At 71.7% G+C, this 14,398-nt stretch carries 15 protein-coding genes; 6 read left to right on the top strand and 9 right to left on the bottom strand.

Annotated elements, in window-relative coordinates:
• Nucleotides 1-40: 40 nt before the first annotated feature.
• Entirely contained in the window at nucleotides 41-493 is a 453-nt protein-coding gene (locus BMY97_RS27760) for an SRPBCC family protein (protein WP_091621855.1), read from the top strand.
• 102 nt (nucleotides 494-595) lie between these two features.
• Nucleotides 596-1,327: a polysaccharide deacetylase family protein gene (locus tag BMY97_RS27755; RefSeq protein ID WP_425425339.1), complete on the top strand. Its 732-nt coding sequence runs from the start codon at nucleotides 596-598 to the stop codon at nucleotides 1,325-1,327.
• 8 nt (nucleotides 1,328-1,335) lie between these two features.
• Here BMY97_RS27755 and BMY97_RS27750 read toward each other — a convergent pair whose 3' ends face one another.
• The 6 genes from BMY97_RS27750 to BMY97_RS27730 form a co-directional block, all read right to left on the bottom strand.
• Nucleotides 1,336-3,897 carry a CHAT domain-containing protein gene (locus BMY97_RS27750; RefSeq protein WP_091621850.1) on the bottom strand — a complete coding sequence of 854 codons (2,562 nt, stop codon included), beginning with the start codon at nucleotides 3,895-3,897 and terminating at the stop codon, nucleotides 1,336-1,338.
• A 106-nt stretch (nucleotides 3,898-4,003) separates the two neighbouring features.
• Nucleotides 4,004-4,486 carry a hypothetical protein gene (locus tag BMY97_RS27745; protein WP_091621848.1) on the bottom strand — a complete coding sequence of 161 codons (483 nt, stop codon included), beginning with the start codon at nucleotides 4,484-4,486 and terminating at the stop codon, nucleotides 4,004-4,006.
• Nucleotides 4,483-5,088 carry an RNA polymerase sigma factor gene (locus BMY97_RS27740; protein WP_091621845.1) on the bottom strand — a complete coding sequence of 202 codons (606 nt, stop codon included), beginning with the start codon at nucleotides 5,086-5,088 and terminating at the stop codon, nucleotides 4,483-4,485. Before BMY97_RS27740 ends, BMY97_RS27745 begins: the two co-directional genes overlap by 4 nt.
• Nucleotides 5,089-5,383: 295 nt before the next feature.
• On the bottom strand, nucleotides 5,384-5,530 hold the full coding sequence (locus BMY97_RS47255; protein ID WP_177231581.1) for a hypothetical protein: 147 nt from the start codon (nucleotides 5,528-5,530) through the stop codon (nucleotides 5,384-5,386).
• A gap of 118 nt (nucleotides 5,531-5,648) precedes the next feature.
• Nucleotides 5,649-6,377: an SGNH/GDSL hydrolase family protein gene (locus tag BMY97_RS27735; RefSeq protein WP_091621842.1), complete on the bottom strand. Its 729-nt coding sequence runs from the start codon at nucleotides 6,375-6,377 to the stop codon at nucleotides 5,649-5,651.
• 929 nt (nucleotides 6,378-7,306) lie between these two features.
• A complete protein-coding gene (locus BMY97_RS27730; RefSeq protein ID WP_091621839.1) occupies nucleotides 7,307-7,792 on the bottom strand; it encodes a GbsR/MarR family transcriptional regulator in 486 nt (161 codons plus the stop codon).
• A gap of 93 nt (nucleotides 7,793-7,885) precedes the next feature.
• On the opposite strand from BMY97_RS27730, the gene BMY97_RS27725 reads away from it, so the two are divergent.
• Nucleotides 7,886-8,788, top strand: coding sequence for an ABC transporter ATP-binding protein (locus tag BMY97_RS27725; protein ID WP_091621837.1), 903 nt, complete (start codon nucleotides 7,886-7,888; stop codon nucleotides 8,786-8,788).
• On the top strand, nucleotides 8,785-10,425 hold the full coding sequence (locus BMY97_RS27720; RefSeq protein ID WP_143086310.1) for an ABC transporter permease: 1,641 nt from the start codon (nucleotides 8,785-8,787) through the stop codon (nucleotides 10,423-10,425). Before BMY97_RS27725 ends, BMY97_RS27720 begins: the two co-directional genes overlap by 4 nt.
• Before the next feature lie 24 nt (nucleotides 10,426-10,449).
• Here BMY97_RS27720 and BMY97_RS27715 read toward each other — a convergent pair whose 3' ends face one another.
• A complete protein-coding gene (locus BMY97_RS27715) occupies nucleotides 10,450-10,809 on the bottom strand; it encodes a hypothetical protein (RefSeq protein ID WP_091621834.1) in 360 nt (119 codons plus the stop codon).
• A gap of 140 nt (nucleotides 10,810-10,949) precedes the next feature.
• Here BMY97_RS27715 and BMY97_RS27710 point away from each other — a divergent pair, with 140 nt between their 5' ends.
• Nucleotides 10,950-12,191, top strand: a complete 1,242-nt coding sequence (locus BMY97_RS27710; protein WP_245787522.1) for an MFS transporter — start codon at nucleotides 10,950-10,952, stop codon at nucleotides 12,189-12,191.
• Here BMY97_RS27710 and BMY97_RS27705 read toward each other — a convergent pair.
• Entirely contained in the window at nucleotides 12,188-12,733 is a 546-nt protein-coding gene (locus BMY97_RS27705) for a TetR/AcrR family transcriptional regulator (protein WP_091621831.1), read from the bottom strand. The two genes, BMY97_RS27710 and BMY97_RS27705, sit on opposite strands and share 4 nt — an antisense overlap.
• Nucleotides 12,734-12,837: 104 nt before the next feature.
• On the opposite strand from BMY97_RS27705, the gene BMY97_RS27700 reads away from it, so the two are divergent.
• Nucleotides 12,838-13,641, top strand: coding sequence for a nuclear transport factor 2 family protein (locus BMY97_RS27700; RefSeq protein WP_091621829.1), 804 nt, complete (start codon nucleotides 12,838-12,840; stop codon nucleotides 13,639-13,641).
• Here the strand turns inward: BMY97_RS27700 and BMY97_RS27695 are convergent.
• Entirely contained in the window at nucleotides 13,607-14,392 is a 786-nt protein-coding gene (locus BMY97_RS27695; protein ID WP_091621965.1) for a metal-dependent hydrolase, read from the bottom strand. The two genes, BMY97_RS27700 and BMY97_RS27695, sit on opposite strands and share 35 nt — an antisense overlap.
• Between the last annotated feature and the right edge of the window lie 6 nt (nucleotides 14,393-14,398).

Raw genomic sequence — 14,398 nt, 5'->3', positions numbered from 1 at the left:
AATTATCTTTTGGTCAACAAGCTGTCGCTGGAGGTCGTCGATGCCGGGTCGCCGCTATTCGTTCGAGGTCAATCGGGTGAGCAAGGCCGCGCCGGCCGCGCTGTTCCGGCTGGAGAGCGATGGCTCACTCTGGTCGACCTGGGCCCGTCCGCTGATCGTCCAGTCCCGCTGGGTCAGCCGCGGCGCCGACGACGCGGGCGGCGTCGGCGCGATCCGCGAACTCGGCCTGTGGCCCGTGCTGGTGCGTGAGGAGACCCTTGAGTACGAGGCCGACCGGCGGCACGTCTACACCTTGACCGGACCGGCGCCGTTCAAGGACTACCGCGCGGAGCTGCTCCTGACCCCGAACGCCGCGGGCGGCACCGACCTGCGCTGGACGGGCTCGTTCACCGAGTCGCTGCCCGGCACCGGCCCGATCGCGCGCGCCACCCTGAGCGGCTTGATCGGGAGGCTCGCGACACAACTGGTCAAAGCGGCCGAGAACGGGCGTTGACGAGGGTGCGCTGAACCACACCGGACAACCCCGATCCGCGCCGGACGTCTCCTTAAAGTGTTCTATGGGAGGGAATCCGGCATGATGCGGCGTTGTCTGATTGTGGCGGCGGTGGGCCTTTTGGCACTGTCCGGCTGTTCGTCACCGGCCGCGCCGCCGAGCCAGCCGAACCCCGCGGCGGGCGCGGCCCCCACGCCGGCACCCGGCGGGCCCTACCCGTTCGGCACCGTGCAGGCGAAGGCGCCGGCCACAGTGGACGGCAAGGTCGGCGTGGTCCGCCGCATCACCACGGACAAGCCGTACGTCTTCATCACGATGGACGACGGCGCGGTGAAGGACCCGTCCGCGCTCGAGGAGATCCAGCACTCCGGCGGGCACCCGGTGCTGTTCCTGAACCAGCGTTACGTCAAGGGGCACGAGGCGTACTTCAAGTCCATTTTGGACTCCACCGGCGCGGTGCTCGGCGACCACACCGTCAACCACCCGAACCTCAAGGGCAAGCCGCTCGCCTTCCAGCAGAAGGAGATCTGCGAAGACGCGGACGACTTCAAGACCGGGCTCGGCGTCCGCCCCACGCTCTTCCGCCCGCCGTTCGGCAACTACGACGAGAACACCCTGAAGGCCGCGGCCCTGTGCGGCATGCGCGTCGCGGTCCTCTGGTCCGCCGCCGTGAACGACGGCCAGGTCCAGTTCCAGGTCGGCGACAAGCTCCGCCCCGGCGACATCGTCCTGATGCACTTCCGCAAGACGTTCAAAGAGGACTACGAGGCTTTCCTCGCGCGCGCCAGGAAGGACGGCCTGACCCCGGTTCCCCTCGCCGACTTCCTCGGCTGAGGGGCCGGTCAACCCGCGCCGAGGCAGACGAACGGCCGTCGCAGGGGGTCGATGGCGATGGCTTCGGCCAGCGCGAGCGCCGGGGGCGTGCCGTCGGCGAGGCGGCGGTGCAGGTCGGCCATCGTGTCGGCAGCCGCGCGGTCGCCGACCCGCGCGACGGCGCCGATCACCGTGCGCGAGCCGCCCGCCAGGAGCGTGCCCGCGAAGCCGAGGGCCTCCTCACCAGGGCGAATGTGGCTCATCGCCAGCTCGCAGGCGGCGAGCACCACGCTCTCGGGCGGGCGGGACAGCCGGGCCGTCTCGTGGGCGAACAGCGGACCGTCGACGAGTTCCAGCCGGGAGAACAGGGCGTTCGCGGGCTCGTGCGCGCCGTGCGCGACGAGGTGGGCCAGGCGGGTGCCGTCGAGAGCGGCGAGCACGGTCTGGCTGGTGGCGTCGGCGCCGTCGACCAGCCGCGCGTCCGGGTAGACCGAGCGCAGCTTGCTCACCTCGCCGACGGAGCCCGGCACGCCAGGCCCGCCGGCCAGCAGCACCGGGCCCGCCGTGGTCCGGCGCTTCGCCGTGATCCAGGCAGTCGCCGAGGGCGCGATTGACACGGCGCGTCCCCGCAACGAAGGCAACGCGCCCCACGGCAGCGCGTACAACTGTCCAATGGGGACGATCACGAGCTCGCGGTCGTCCAGCGTCTTGACCAGTGACGCCGAGATCAGCCGGTCGAGCTTGTCCGCGCGGACGCGCGCCGACGCGCCCACCGCCTCCGCCAACGGCGGCGGCAGCAGGTCGGGCGCGAGGGCGTCGAGGTCCGCGTGCAGCTGGGTCGCCGTCTCGACGATGTCGGCCAGCGGGCCGAGCTTGAGCAGCCGGAACGTGCCGCGGTCGACGACCACCGAGTAGAGCTGGCCGTTGTAGGGCACGAGGCTGACGAGCACGCGTTCGCCGAGCTGCTCCACGACCTCGTCGGGCGTCGCGACCGGGCGCGGGCGGCCCCACTGGCTCGTGTACCAGCCGAGCCGGCTCGCCTCCTGCTGGAGCTGGGCGTAGCGCTGTTCCAGTGCCTTGACGGGCTCGCCCTCGAGCCGGGCGCGCTGGATCATGCGCTGGATGTGGCGCATCTCGTTGATGTTCCGGGCCAGCGCCGGGTCCTCGATCACCGGGAGCGGCTCGTACCGGTACACCTGCGCACGGGTTCGCTCCAGCCAGGCGAACATGCGACGGGCGCCGGCCGCGTTGCGACGGGCTCGCCGCAGCACCAGCCGCATCGCGAGGCGGCCCAGCTCCTCGCCGTGCACGGCGGTGCCGCAGACCAGGTCGAGCCCGCCCATCCGGTCGCGGATCATGCCCAGCTCACGCAGGCCGGCGCGCGCCTGCGCCAGCGCCGAGCGCGGCCGGTCCGTGGCCACGGCGAGCTCGGCGCGGCACAGCCGGAGCAGCATTCGGTGGTCGATCGGCGTGGTCGCGCGCGGCTTCGGCACGCGGGCGAGCACGGCGACCGCCTCGTCGACCTCGTCGCGCCGCAGCAGCAGGCGGACGGCCAGCAGGCGCGCCACGGCGGCCTCGTCGCGCAGGCCGAGGCCGGCCAGCCGCTCCGCCAGCGACACCAGTTCCCTGGGCAGCCGCGGCGACGACTTCGCGCCGTCACCGGAGAGGATCTTGTGGACGTCGGCGCGCAGCCGGGCGAGGCCCGCGATCTCGGCCCACGTCCGGTTGCCGCGGCGCAGGAAGCGCCGGCGCGCGTCGGAGGCGAACTTGCGGGCCAGCGCGAAGTCGCCTTCGAGCAGCGCGGCGGCCGCCCGGGCGACCTCGGCCTCGGCGATGTGCTGGCCGGATCCGTTGTCCCGCAACGCAGGCAGCGCCTCGTCGAGGTGACGCGCCGCCTCCTCACCGAGGCCGGCGGTGAGCAGCGCGCGGGCCTGATCGAGCCGGATCAGCGGCAGCGAGCCGGGCGACTCCGTGGTCAGGATGCGGGCCGCCTGCTCGTAGCTGGACAGTGCCTGAGGGACGTCGCCGACGAGCTGCGCGTGGTCCCCCAGGTTCTGCCGGGTCTTGCCCTCGAGCCGGGGGTGACCGCGCTCGACGGCCAGCGCGAGCGCGTGGTTCAGGTCGGCCTGTGCGGCGTCCGGGTTGTTCATCGCCATGTGCACCAGCGCCCGGTTGTTGAGCACCGAGACCAGGATGAACCCGTCCTGGAATCCGGCCTCGACGCCGGGCAGCACGGTGTCGTAAGCCGCGAGCGACTCCCGGAATCTCCCGGCCCGCATGAGGATGACGCCCTGCTGGATGATGACGATCAGCCGCAGCTCGCCCCGGAGCCGTCCCTCGGGCAGCCGCTGCCGGGCCGTTTCGGCGGCGTCCAGGTGCGCCAGCCCGGCATCGGTCGAGGTCACCTCGGCCTCGGCCGCGGCCAGGCTGATGAGCACCCGGGTGTGCAGTTCCAGCAGCTCGGGTCCCGGCTCGGCGATCCGCGCGATCTGCGACAGCGCCTGGCGGAGCAGCCGCACCGCTTCGGCCGGACGCTGATCGGAAGCGGCCGCACGGCCCCGCGCGTAAAGATCGCTCGCCGCAGCGGTCACACGGTCGAGAACGGGTAGCGGCGCGGGCACGCGCTCTATGGGAGCACACCCCCGTCGCGCACCGTAACGCCCGTCCGGGTTCTCCGGTTTCCGGAGCACAACCGTGCTAGAGCACAACCGTCGGAGTCACCACCGTCCGGCGGCGTGGGCCCGCGCCGAGGTGAACCAGGATCTGGGTCGTGCCCTGCGGCACGCCCTCCAGCACGAACCGGCCGCCCTCGTCGGCGACGGTGGCGAACGTGCCCTGCTCGGCCACGCGCACCTCCACCTCGTACTCGCCGGCGGGCACCAGCCAGCCGTCGATCCGGTGCGTCTTGCCGATCTTGGTCAGGTTGATCATCACCGTCAGGTCGCTGACGGTGAAGGTGATCGTGCCCGTGGCCGTGCTGCGAACGCCGGCGAGTTCGTCGAGCCGCTCCCAGCGCGCGACCTCGACGTCCAGGTTCTCGAGTTCCAGCGCGAATTGGACCCGCTGCACCAGGTCTTCCGGTGGCGGGTCCAGCTCGTCGAGGAAACGATCGATGTCCGCGAGCAGGGTTTCATCGTCCGGCATCGCTCTGCCTCCTCCCGGCGTACCGATGTCGTTCATCGGTCGCCCCCTTCACCTGCGAGGAGGTCGCGCATCGAATCGAGGCAACGACCCCTGGTGGGTCCGACGCTGCCACGTGGCATGCGCATGGCTTCGGCGACCGCGCGGTACTCGGCGCGGCCGGCCAGCACGGTCAGCCGGAGCAACTCCTGACAGCGGGTGGGCAACCGGAGGAAGGCGCGCCAGACACGACGGTCGCGGTCGGCGCGGATCGCTTCCTCCTCGGGTGCGGGTTGGGTGCTCGGCAGGTTCTCGGCGACCTCGTCGCTCAGCGGCACAGGCTGGATCCGCCGGCCGAACGGGTGGGTCGCCTCGCGGCGGGTGGTGGTGATCAGCCACGCGGCCAGCGCGCGCGGGTCCCGCAGCTTGTCCAGCTGGCTGAACAGCGCGAGCCACACGGTCTGCACGACGTCTTCGGCGACCTGGCGGTCGAGGCCGTTCGCGCGCGCGACGTGCCAGACGAGCGGCGTCAGCTCGTCGACGAGTTTCGCCATCGCCTGCCGGTCACCGGCTCGAGCCGCCTCCATGCAGGCAGCGTGCAGCTCGGCGCCGGTCAGGCCTTCCCATGGCGGGTCTACCTCGGTGGTTTGCACGTCGGTCACCGTATCTGTCTCGCGGCGGAAGTCTCTTGACGTCCTCGGTGGTGTCGCAGGCCCTTCAGGGGGAAGGAGCGTGCAGGTTGCGCTGAGATACATCTGGTCGCTTACCCGTATCGATAGATTCGACTGTTTTCCACCGGCCGGCGCGGTGTGCCCGCGCCGGCCGACGTCCCCTCCCACTACTTCGGGCCTGCCCCCCGCAGGCCCGGCCGGGTGGTTCCTCCCCCGAGTCCACCCGGCAGACGGCGTCCGGCAGCCCCCTCGGCTCCCGGACACCGCCCGTCTTTCTTCCCCCGAGCTACTTGACCTTCGCGGGCTCGTCCATGGGCTCGTGGTTGCCGTCCGGCTCGACGCCGGTCCCCTCGGCCAGGTGCGGCGCCGCGCCAGTGGTAACCGGCGGAACGGTGGTGATCGGCTTGATCTCTTCGTTCGTTTCGGTAGGCATCGTGCTTTCCCCTTGTCCCTCGGCTGCTCCATAAGACGCATTCAGGGTGCACCCAGATACACGGAGAGGAACCTTTTTCCGGGAACTTTTCGAAATCGCTGGTCAGATGGGTGGCGCATTACTGCAGATGCCGACGATCTGTGACCGTCGGTAAACCCTCCGCGACCTTCACCAGCGCCTCGGCCCAGTCCCGGTAGCCCACCGGCCCGGGGTGGAACCGGTCGGCGGCGAAGGTCCCTTCGTGCAGCAGGGCCGGGTCCATCGCGACGTAGCCGATGCCCGGCAGCCTCGCCAATTCGGCCGCCGCGCGGTCCAGCGCTGCCGAACGCGCGGCGAGCAAATCCCGCAACGGCCGCGGCAGCGAGGGAAACCGAGCCATCGGCGGCACCCCGGCCACGAGAACGGGCACCGGCCCGACCCGCCGCCGCGCCTCGACGACGACTTCCAGGAGATCCCGCCGGAACCGGGTGGCGGAATGCAGCTCGATGGTGTCGTTCACGCCGAGGACGACCACGAGGAGGTCGGCGGGTTTCAGCCGGGGGACGAGGTCACGGCGGACTAGTCGCGCGTTCGCGCCCGTGCGCCCGAGCGCCTGCCACTGGACCCGACGGCCCAGCCGCCCGGCCAGCTGCCGCGCGAGCTGCCCGGTGAGCGCCTCTTCGTGGGTCGCCGCGCCGACCCCGTCCACCGTGGACTCACCAACCACGGCGAGCCGGAGAACGGCACCGGTCCCGACAACGCCCTCGACGGGACCGGCGGCCCCGGGCAGCCGGGGCGTGCTGCGCCGGACCCGCACCGCCTGCACCACCAGCAGCGGCGCGGCCAGGAGAAACGGAAGGAGTGCCATGTGATCGACCCTAGCCGCGGGTCCGGACGGTTCCGGCCACTCAGCCGGAGTTGTCCACAGGGGTGGTCGATTGTGGATAACCGGGCTCGCGGGGGCGGTTTTCGCGCTGCCGCCGGTTGGGGGTGAGAGAGACTGGGGGTGAGGGAGAGCGCGGGGTTGGTGGACGCGGGGATGGGTGACCACGCTGGGCGGAGGCGGCCTGGCCCGGTGCTGATCCGGGTGCGCCTGGCAGAGACCTGACGGGCCCGGCGGCTCCGGCGACTCGGGCAAGCTGGCGGCTTCCGCAGCTTCCGCAGCTTCCGCGGCTCCGGCAGACCCGACGACTCGGGGAAGCTGGCGGCCCGGCGGCTCCGGCGACCCGGGGAAGCTGGCGGCCTCGGCAGCTTCCGCGACTGCGCCAGACCCGACGACTCGAGCGAGCTGGTGGGCCTGGCGCCTCCGGCAGACTCGGCAGGCACGGCAGGCTTCGGCGGCCCCGCGACTCCGGCAGACCCGGCAACTCGAGCGAGCTGGCGACTCCGGCAGTCCTCGCGGCTCCGGCGGCTCCGGCGGCTTCGGCGGCTTCGGCGGCTTCGGCGGCTTCGGCGGCTTCGGCGGAGCACGGCATGACCTCAGGCAGGTCCGGCGCCAACCACACTAGGCCCACGCGGCGTCGGGCGAAGGTCGCGACCTTGCGGGAGGCCAAGCGGGTGTCGGCGAAGCCCGTGCCCTGCCTGTGGGAGGTCGCGGCGCGGTCGCAGCGCGCAGCGGCGATTGCCGAGCCACAACAACATCGAATGAACGCCACTCTGCCCGGGCAGCGCCCGGTGAACGTCACCGGGCCTCGGCGGCACCGGGCGACGATCACCGAACCCCGGCAACGTCGCCGAACCTCGGCAGCATCGGGCGGACGTCAACCAAGCCCGGGCGAAGGCGCCGCGCCCAGGGACCTACTTCCCCTTCTGACGCTCCGCATGCCAGCGGTCGTACAGGCCGGTGATCTCCTTCAGCGCGAACGACAGGAAGTCCTGCATCTCGGCCAGGCGTTTGCCCGCGGGGGTGTCCGCGCCGAGGGCGCCGATGCCCTCCTCCGCGGCGTCGCGCCACATCAGGAGGAAGCGGTCGCGCTTGAGGAACGTGGCGTACCAGAGGTCGTCGTACAGGCGGTAGTGGTCGCGGCGCTCGCCTGGTTCTCGGACCTTCGTCACCAGGCCGACCTGTTCCAGGTAGCGGACCGCGCCGGAGATCGCCGCCGGGCTCACCGAGAGCTGGGCGGCCAGGTCGGAGGCGGTCAGCTGGCCCTCATCGGTGGTCATCAGGGCCGCGAAGACCCGGGCGGCCATGCGCTGCATGCCGATCTGGGACAGGACCAGGCCCAGGCTCTCGACGTACCGCCGGACGGCGTCCTCGTCACGGTTCGTCTCAGGCGTCGTCATCCGGCCATCCTCTCTTATCGCCACAGCAAGATCAGTCTATCCAGACATTTTCTTAACTTCACAACTTCATGAAATCAGTGTAGCTTCCGACGCATGGGAAACGCCATCTCCATCGCCGGCCTGCGCAAGTCGTTCGGCCGGACACAGGCCCTCGACGGCCTCGATCTCCAGGTTCCCGTGGGGGAAGTACACGGTTTCCTCGGCCCGAACGGCGCCGGGAAGTCCACCACCGTCCGCGTTCTGCTCGGGCTGCTGCACGCCGACGCCGGCGAGGTCCGGCTGCTCGACGGCGACCCGTGGCAGGACGCCGCGAGCCTGCACCGCCGGCTGGCCTACGTGCCCGGCGACGTCAGCCTCTGGCCCAACCTCTCCGGCGGCGAGGTGATCGACCTGCTCGGCCGCCTGCGCGGCGGGCTCGACCAGCGCCGCCGCAAGGACCTCATCGACCGGTTCGACCTCGACCCGCGCAAGAAGGGCCGCACCTACTCGAAGGGCAACCGGCAGAAGGTCGCCATCGTCGCCGCACTGGCGTCCAATGTGGACCTTCTGCTGCTCGACGAGCCGACCTCAGGCCTCGACCCGTTGATGGAGGCCACCTTCCAGGAGGCGATCCAGGAAGATCGCGCGCAGGGGCGCACCGTGCTGCTCTCCAGCCACATCCTCGCCGAGGTGGAAGCCTTGTGCGACAAGGTGAGCATCATCCGCAACGGCCGCACGGTCGAGTCCGGCACGCTCGCCGAGCTGCGCCACCTCACCCGCACGTCCATCGTCGCGGAGCTGGCCGGGCCGCCGAACGGGCTGGCGAAGCTGGCCGACGTGCACGACCTCAAGGTCGACGGCAACCGCGTCCGCTTCGACGTCGAGACGCGCTCGCTGGACGACGCGCTGCGCCAGCTGACCAGCGTCGGCGTGCGGAGCCTGGTGAGCCAGCCTCCGACGCTCGAAGAGCTTTTCCTGCGCCACTACGCCGAAACGACCGTTGAGGCGGGAAAGTGACCGCCACCCTGGCCAACCTGAACCAGCCGGCCGCCGCGCGCGGCCACTCGCTGGTGGGCACCTGGCACCTCACCCGCCTCGCGCTGCGGCGCGACCGCGTGATCCTGCCGATCTGGATCGTCCTGCTCAGCATCGTGCCGGCGAGCACCGTGGGCACGTACGCCCAGTTCTACCCGACGGCCGCGAGCCGGGCCGCGCTCGCCGCCGGCGCCGTCGCGAACCCCTCGTTCGCGCTGGTCTACGGCCCGGCGTTCGACCTCGGCACCGCGGGCGGGTTCATCGCCTGGCGGATGGGCGGGCTCCTCGCGCTGCTGATCGGGCTGATGGCGGTCTTCACGGTCACGCGGCACACCCGCGCGGAGGAGGACTCCGGCCGCGCCGAGCTGCTCGCGTCCACTGTGGTCGGTCGGTACGCGGCGCTGACCTCGGCGGTCGCCGTCTCGGCCGGGGCGAGTCTGCTGATCGGCGTGATCCAGGTGGTCACGATGATCGGCGCGAAGCTGCCGGCCGCGGGCGCGCTGGCCTTCGGCGCCGGCATCGCGTTGGCGGGGTTGGTCTTCACGGCCGTCGCCGCCGTCGCCGTGCAGTTGGCCGAATACTCGCGCACCGCCAACGGCATCGGGACGGCCGTGGTCGGCGTCGCCTTCCTGCTGCGCGGCGCGGGCGACTCGACCTCGGACGCGCACTGGCTTTCCTGGCTCTCGCCGCTCGGCTGGCCGCAGCAGCTGCGGCCGTTCGCGGGCGAACGCTGGTGGGTGCTCGTGCTGCCGGTCGCGGCGACGCTGGTGATCGGCGCGGTGGGCTACGCGCTGTTGCCGCGCCGCGACTTCGGCGTCGGCCTGATCCCGCCGCGCCCCGGCCCGGCCGAAGCCGCGCCGTCGCTGCGTTCGCCGTTCGCGCTGGCCTGGCGGCTGCAGCGCGGCCCGCTGCTCGGCTGGGTGATCGGGCTCGCCGTCGGCGGCGCGGTCTTCGGCTCGATCGCCAGCGGCATCAGCGGGCTGGTCGGCGGGACCGAGCAGACGAAGGAGATCTTCGCGCGCCTCGGCGGCACCAGCGCGATCGTCGACGCCTTCCTCAGCACCATGGTCGGCCTGTTCGCCATGCTGGCTTCGCTCTACGGCATCCAGGCGACGCTGCGGATGCGCACCGAGGAGACGGCCGTCCGGCTGGAGCCGCTGCTCGCGACGCGGGTCGGCCGGCTGCGCTGGGCCGCGAGCCATCTGGTGTTCGCCTTCCTCGGCACCGCATTGCTGGTGCTGGTCGGCGGCGTCCTGCTCGGCCTGGCGAACGGCTTGCGCGCCGGCGACGTCGGCGGCTCGGTCGGCCACCTGTTGCTGGCGGTCCTCGTGCAGGTGCCCGCCGCGTGGGTGGTGATCGGGCTCGCCACGCTGATCTTCGGGCTGCTGCCGAAGTTCACCGGCGCGTCCTGGGCAGTGGGTGCGCTGGCGCTGCTGATCAGCCTGTTCGGGCCGGTAGTGAACGCGCCGCAGGCGGTGCTGGACGTCTCGCCGTTCCAGCACCCGCCGAAGCTGCCGGGCCAGGAGTTCACCGCGACGCCGTTGGTCTGGCTGCTGGTGGTCGCCGCCGCCGCGCTCGCCGCGGGCCTGGCCGGCTGGCGCCGCCGCGACGTCGGCTGAGCCACGGGGACAAAACGGCTCGGGTCACGAACGCGAAGAGATGTAGCCCGGCATGAACGCCGAAGACGGGCCGAGTGAGGTGGGCGGGCCGGAGATCGGGGCCGGCGGCGGCTGGGTGACCGAGACCGTGGCCGTTGTGGTGCTGGGCGGATTCGGCGGGAGCTGGGTGGTGACCGTGACGGGCGGCGGCGCGGGACTGGTGACGGTGACCGTGACGGGTACCGCGGGCGGCGAAGTGGACGTCACCGACGGAGTGGTGTTCGAGGAATCGGCTGGGCGCGGGGTGTTGCCGGCCACGAGCAGCGCGGAGACCAGCAGGCCCATCGCGAACCCGGCCAGCCCGGTCACGACGACCGCACCCCAGGTCGGGACCGTTTTCGACACGCGGCACCTCCCTCGCCGTGCGAAGTGCAGGTACGAGGACTAGTCGCGTTGATCTTATGCGCCGTTACGGACCGTGCAAGTTGAGTTCAACCTGCGCAAGTTTGTTGCGAGACAGGTAGCAGCTCTGCCAAGGTGCGGAGGTGGCCGAACATGGGGTGGCCGCCAAGGGCGGTGTGTTGCGGGTTCCCGACTTCCGACGGCTCTGGCTCGCCGACGCGCTGAGCCAGGTCGGCAGCCGGATCGATTTCCTCGCGGTCCCGCTGCTCGCGGCGACGACGTTGTCCGCGTCCGTGCTGGAGGTGTCGCTGCTGCGCACGTTCGCGACGCTGCCGTTCCTGTTGCTGGGGCTCCAGGTCGGCGCGTGGTGCGACCGGATGCGGCACCGGCCGGTGCTGATCGCCGCCGACCTCGGCCGGGCCGTGCTGTTCGGCTCGATCCCGGTCGCCGCGCTGTTCGGGGTGCTGACGCTCGGGCAGCTGTTCACCGTGGTCCTGCTGGCCGGGGTGCTGGGCGTGTTCTTCAACGTCGCGCACCAGACGTACGTGCCCCACCTGGTCGAGCCCGCCCTTCTCCCGGATGCCAACGCGCGCCTGCAGACGAACATGTCGGTCGCCGCCGTCACGGGCCCGGGCATCGGCGGCGTGGTGGTCCAGTTCGCCGGCAGCGCGGGCGCGATGGCCGTGGACGCCTTGTCCTACCTGTGGTCGGCACTGTGGCTGCGCCGGATCCGGACCCCCGACGTGCGCCAGGAGCCGGCCGAACGGCACCTGCGCCGCGAGATCGCCGAGGGCCTGAAAGCCGTTGCGGGCAACCGGATCCTGCTCGCGATCACCGTCCACGGCGCTGTCTCCAGCCTGTTCCAGTCCATGCAGATGGCGATCTCGGTGGTGTTCCTCAGCCGCGAGGTCGGCCTCTCGCCGGGCGCGATCGGACTGCTCAGCAGCACCACGCTCACCGGCGCGATCCTCGCGGGCTTCACCGCGCGCCGGCTTGGCGAGCGCTTCGGCGGCGCGCGGGTCCTGCTCGCGTCCACGGTGCTCTACGGCGGTTCACTCCCGCTCTTCGGCCTGACCGAGCCGGGCTGGGGGCTGCTCTGGTACTTCGCCGCGGGATTCGGCTCCGGCTTCGGGATCATCACGATGAACGTGTTCTGCGTGAGCTTCCGGCAGGCCGTCACGCCGCGGCGACTGCTCGGCCGGGTCGGCTCGGTCTCGCAGACGCTGATCTTCGGCGTCGCGCCGGTCGGCAGCCTGATCGGCGGGCTGGTCGCCGAGGCCGCGGGCATGCGGACCACGCTGCTCGTGGCGGGCGCCGGGGCGCTGGCCGCTTCGGCGATCCTGCTGGCCTCGCCGCTGCGCAAGCACCGGGACCTGCCGGTCTAGACGCAGCGCAGCCCGTCCACCAGCACCCGCACCAGGTGCCGGCTGTCCGGCGAGTAGCGCTCGACGGCCAGCGCGCCCACGATCAGCGCCCGCAGGTCCTCGCCGTCGATGTCCTTGCGGACGGCGCCGACGGACTGGGCGCGCTCCAGCAGCGCGGCCAGGTTCGTGCGGAACTCGGAACCCGCGTCGGCCTTGTACGCCGAGCCGCTGGTCTCGCCGAGCGCTTCGCAGATCGCGCGGTTGAGCGAGGCCTGCTTGATCACGCGCGTGAAGTAGTCGAAGAACGCTTCGCCCGGGTTTTCGGCGTCCGCCAGCTCGCGCGCTTCGGCGGCGAACTGCTCCAGCCGCTCCAGCACCACGGCCTGGAACAGTGCTTCCTTGCTGGGGAAATGCCGGTAGACGGTGCCCGCGCCGACCCCGGCGAGGCGGGCGATGTCGTCGAGCGGGACGGCCAGCCCGTCGGCCGCGAAGGCCTCCTCGGCGGCGGCCAGCACCCGGGCCCGGTTCCGGCGCGCGTCGGCGCGCAGCACTGGCTTGCTCACGGGCGTCCTCCTCGATCTCATTGACAAACGGAACGCTCACTCCGTATCGTCGGAAGCGGGTGCACCGTTCCGATTAAACCTCATTCTTCCCTGGAGAAGCCCTGATGACCCGGACCGTGTCCGAAATCTCGCAGCTTGTCGCCCAAGGCATGTCCGCCCTCGACGTCACGCCGATGGCCGACGTCTTCGCCGCCGACGCCGTTTACGAACTCCCCTTCCTGGGCCACCGCGTCGAAGGCCGTGACGCGATCCTCGCCGCGCTGGCCGCCGGCGGCGACCGTGCCCGCGCCCTCGGCCTGGCGAAAGTACAGGTCACCACGCGGGACAGCGCCGACGGCTTCGTCGTCGAACTCGTGGCCGAAGGCCGGAACCCGCACACCGGCGAGGACTACCGCTTCCCGTCGTCGGTCGGGCTGCTGACCGTCCAGGACGGGGAAGTCACCGTCTACCGCGACTTCCCCAACACCGACGCCGCGAAGACCATGATCGGCGCGAAGACCGTCTTCCAGCGATTCCTCGACGCCTCCGTGGAGAACCGCTGGGACGACCTCGCCGACCTCTACGCCGAGGACGTGGTGATCGAGCTGCCGTTCACGCCCGCGGGCGTGCCGCGGCTGACCAGCGGCCGCGAGGAACTGCGCGAGCGCTTCCGCGCGGCCGGGCAGGTGCGGCGGATGACCAAGGCCGACAACGTCGTGGTGCACGAAACCGCCGACCCCGAGGTGCTGGTGACCGAGTTCGACCTGCACGGCGAGTTCGACGGCGAACCGTTCACCTCGACCTACGCCATGGTGCTGACCGTCCGCGACGGCAAGATCGTGTACTCCCGCGACTACTCCGACACCGCCGCGGCGGCCGAGCGGATCGCCCGGTTCACGGCGTCGCGGACTGCGACGCCGGAGGGCTGAACAGCCGTTCGGCCGTGGTGGCCGTCCATTGCCACACGCCGGGCACCAGCAGGACGCCCACCACCACGAACACCGGGAAGACGAGCCGGGTTTCGACCTTCTTGCCGGTGCGGATCCGCATCGGCTTCGGGGGCCGGATCTCGTACCAGGTCTCGCCGGCGATCGGGAGCGGGAAGAGGAACGGGCAGCCCGACTCGGTGAGGGAATCGCCGAGGCAGTGCACGAAACACCCGGCGGCGACGGCGAAGCCCAGCCAGCCGGAGATCTGCTGGAGCTGGGCGGCGTGGTCCGGCGGCGCGGTGAAGTACCACCACGCCACGGCCGCGCCGCTCAGCGGCAGCAGCCAGTCGCCCAGTGCGCCCTCGGCCAGCAGGAGCCCGAAGACCACCACCCCGAACACGGCCCACGGACCGCCGGCCGCCGTGCCCGCCGCCGTCGCGGCGCCGAGGCCCGCGGCGAACAGCACGGTGTGTGAAAGATGGCGGTGCTTGCCGGTCACCTTCTCGTCGCGAGGGCCCTTGGTCAGCGCGTACACCGAAGCGGAGACGCGGCGCAGGAGCCAGGAGATCGCGCCGGTCAGCCAGCCGAAGATGCGTGACGCGCTGGCGCCGGGGTGGTCGAGGTCCGGCAGCAGGGCGAACCCGGCCGTGGTGGCCCCGAAGACCACCGCTTGGTGCACCGAGGCCGCTCCGACGGCTGGTGCGAGGGCCAGGCCCGCACACCAGCCGGTCAGGGCGTGTGTGCGCCCCATCATCGT

It is taken from the genome of Amycolatopsis saalfeldensis (assembly GCF_900110575.1).
GTDB lineage: Bacteria > Actinomycetota > Actinomycetes > Mycobacteriales > Pseudonocardiaceae > Amycolatopsis > Amycolatopsis saalfeldensis.
The sequence above is the reverse complement of the archived record's forward strand: the minus strand, read 5'-3'. Positions and strand labels throughout refer to the sequence as shown.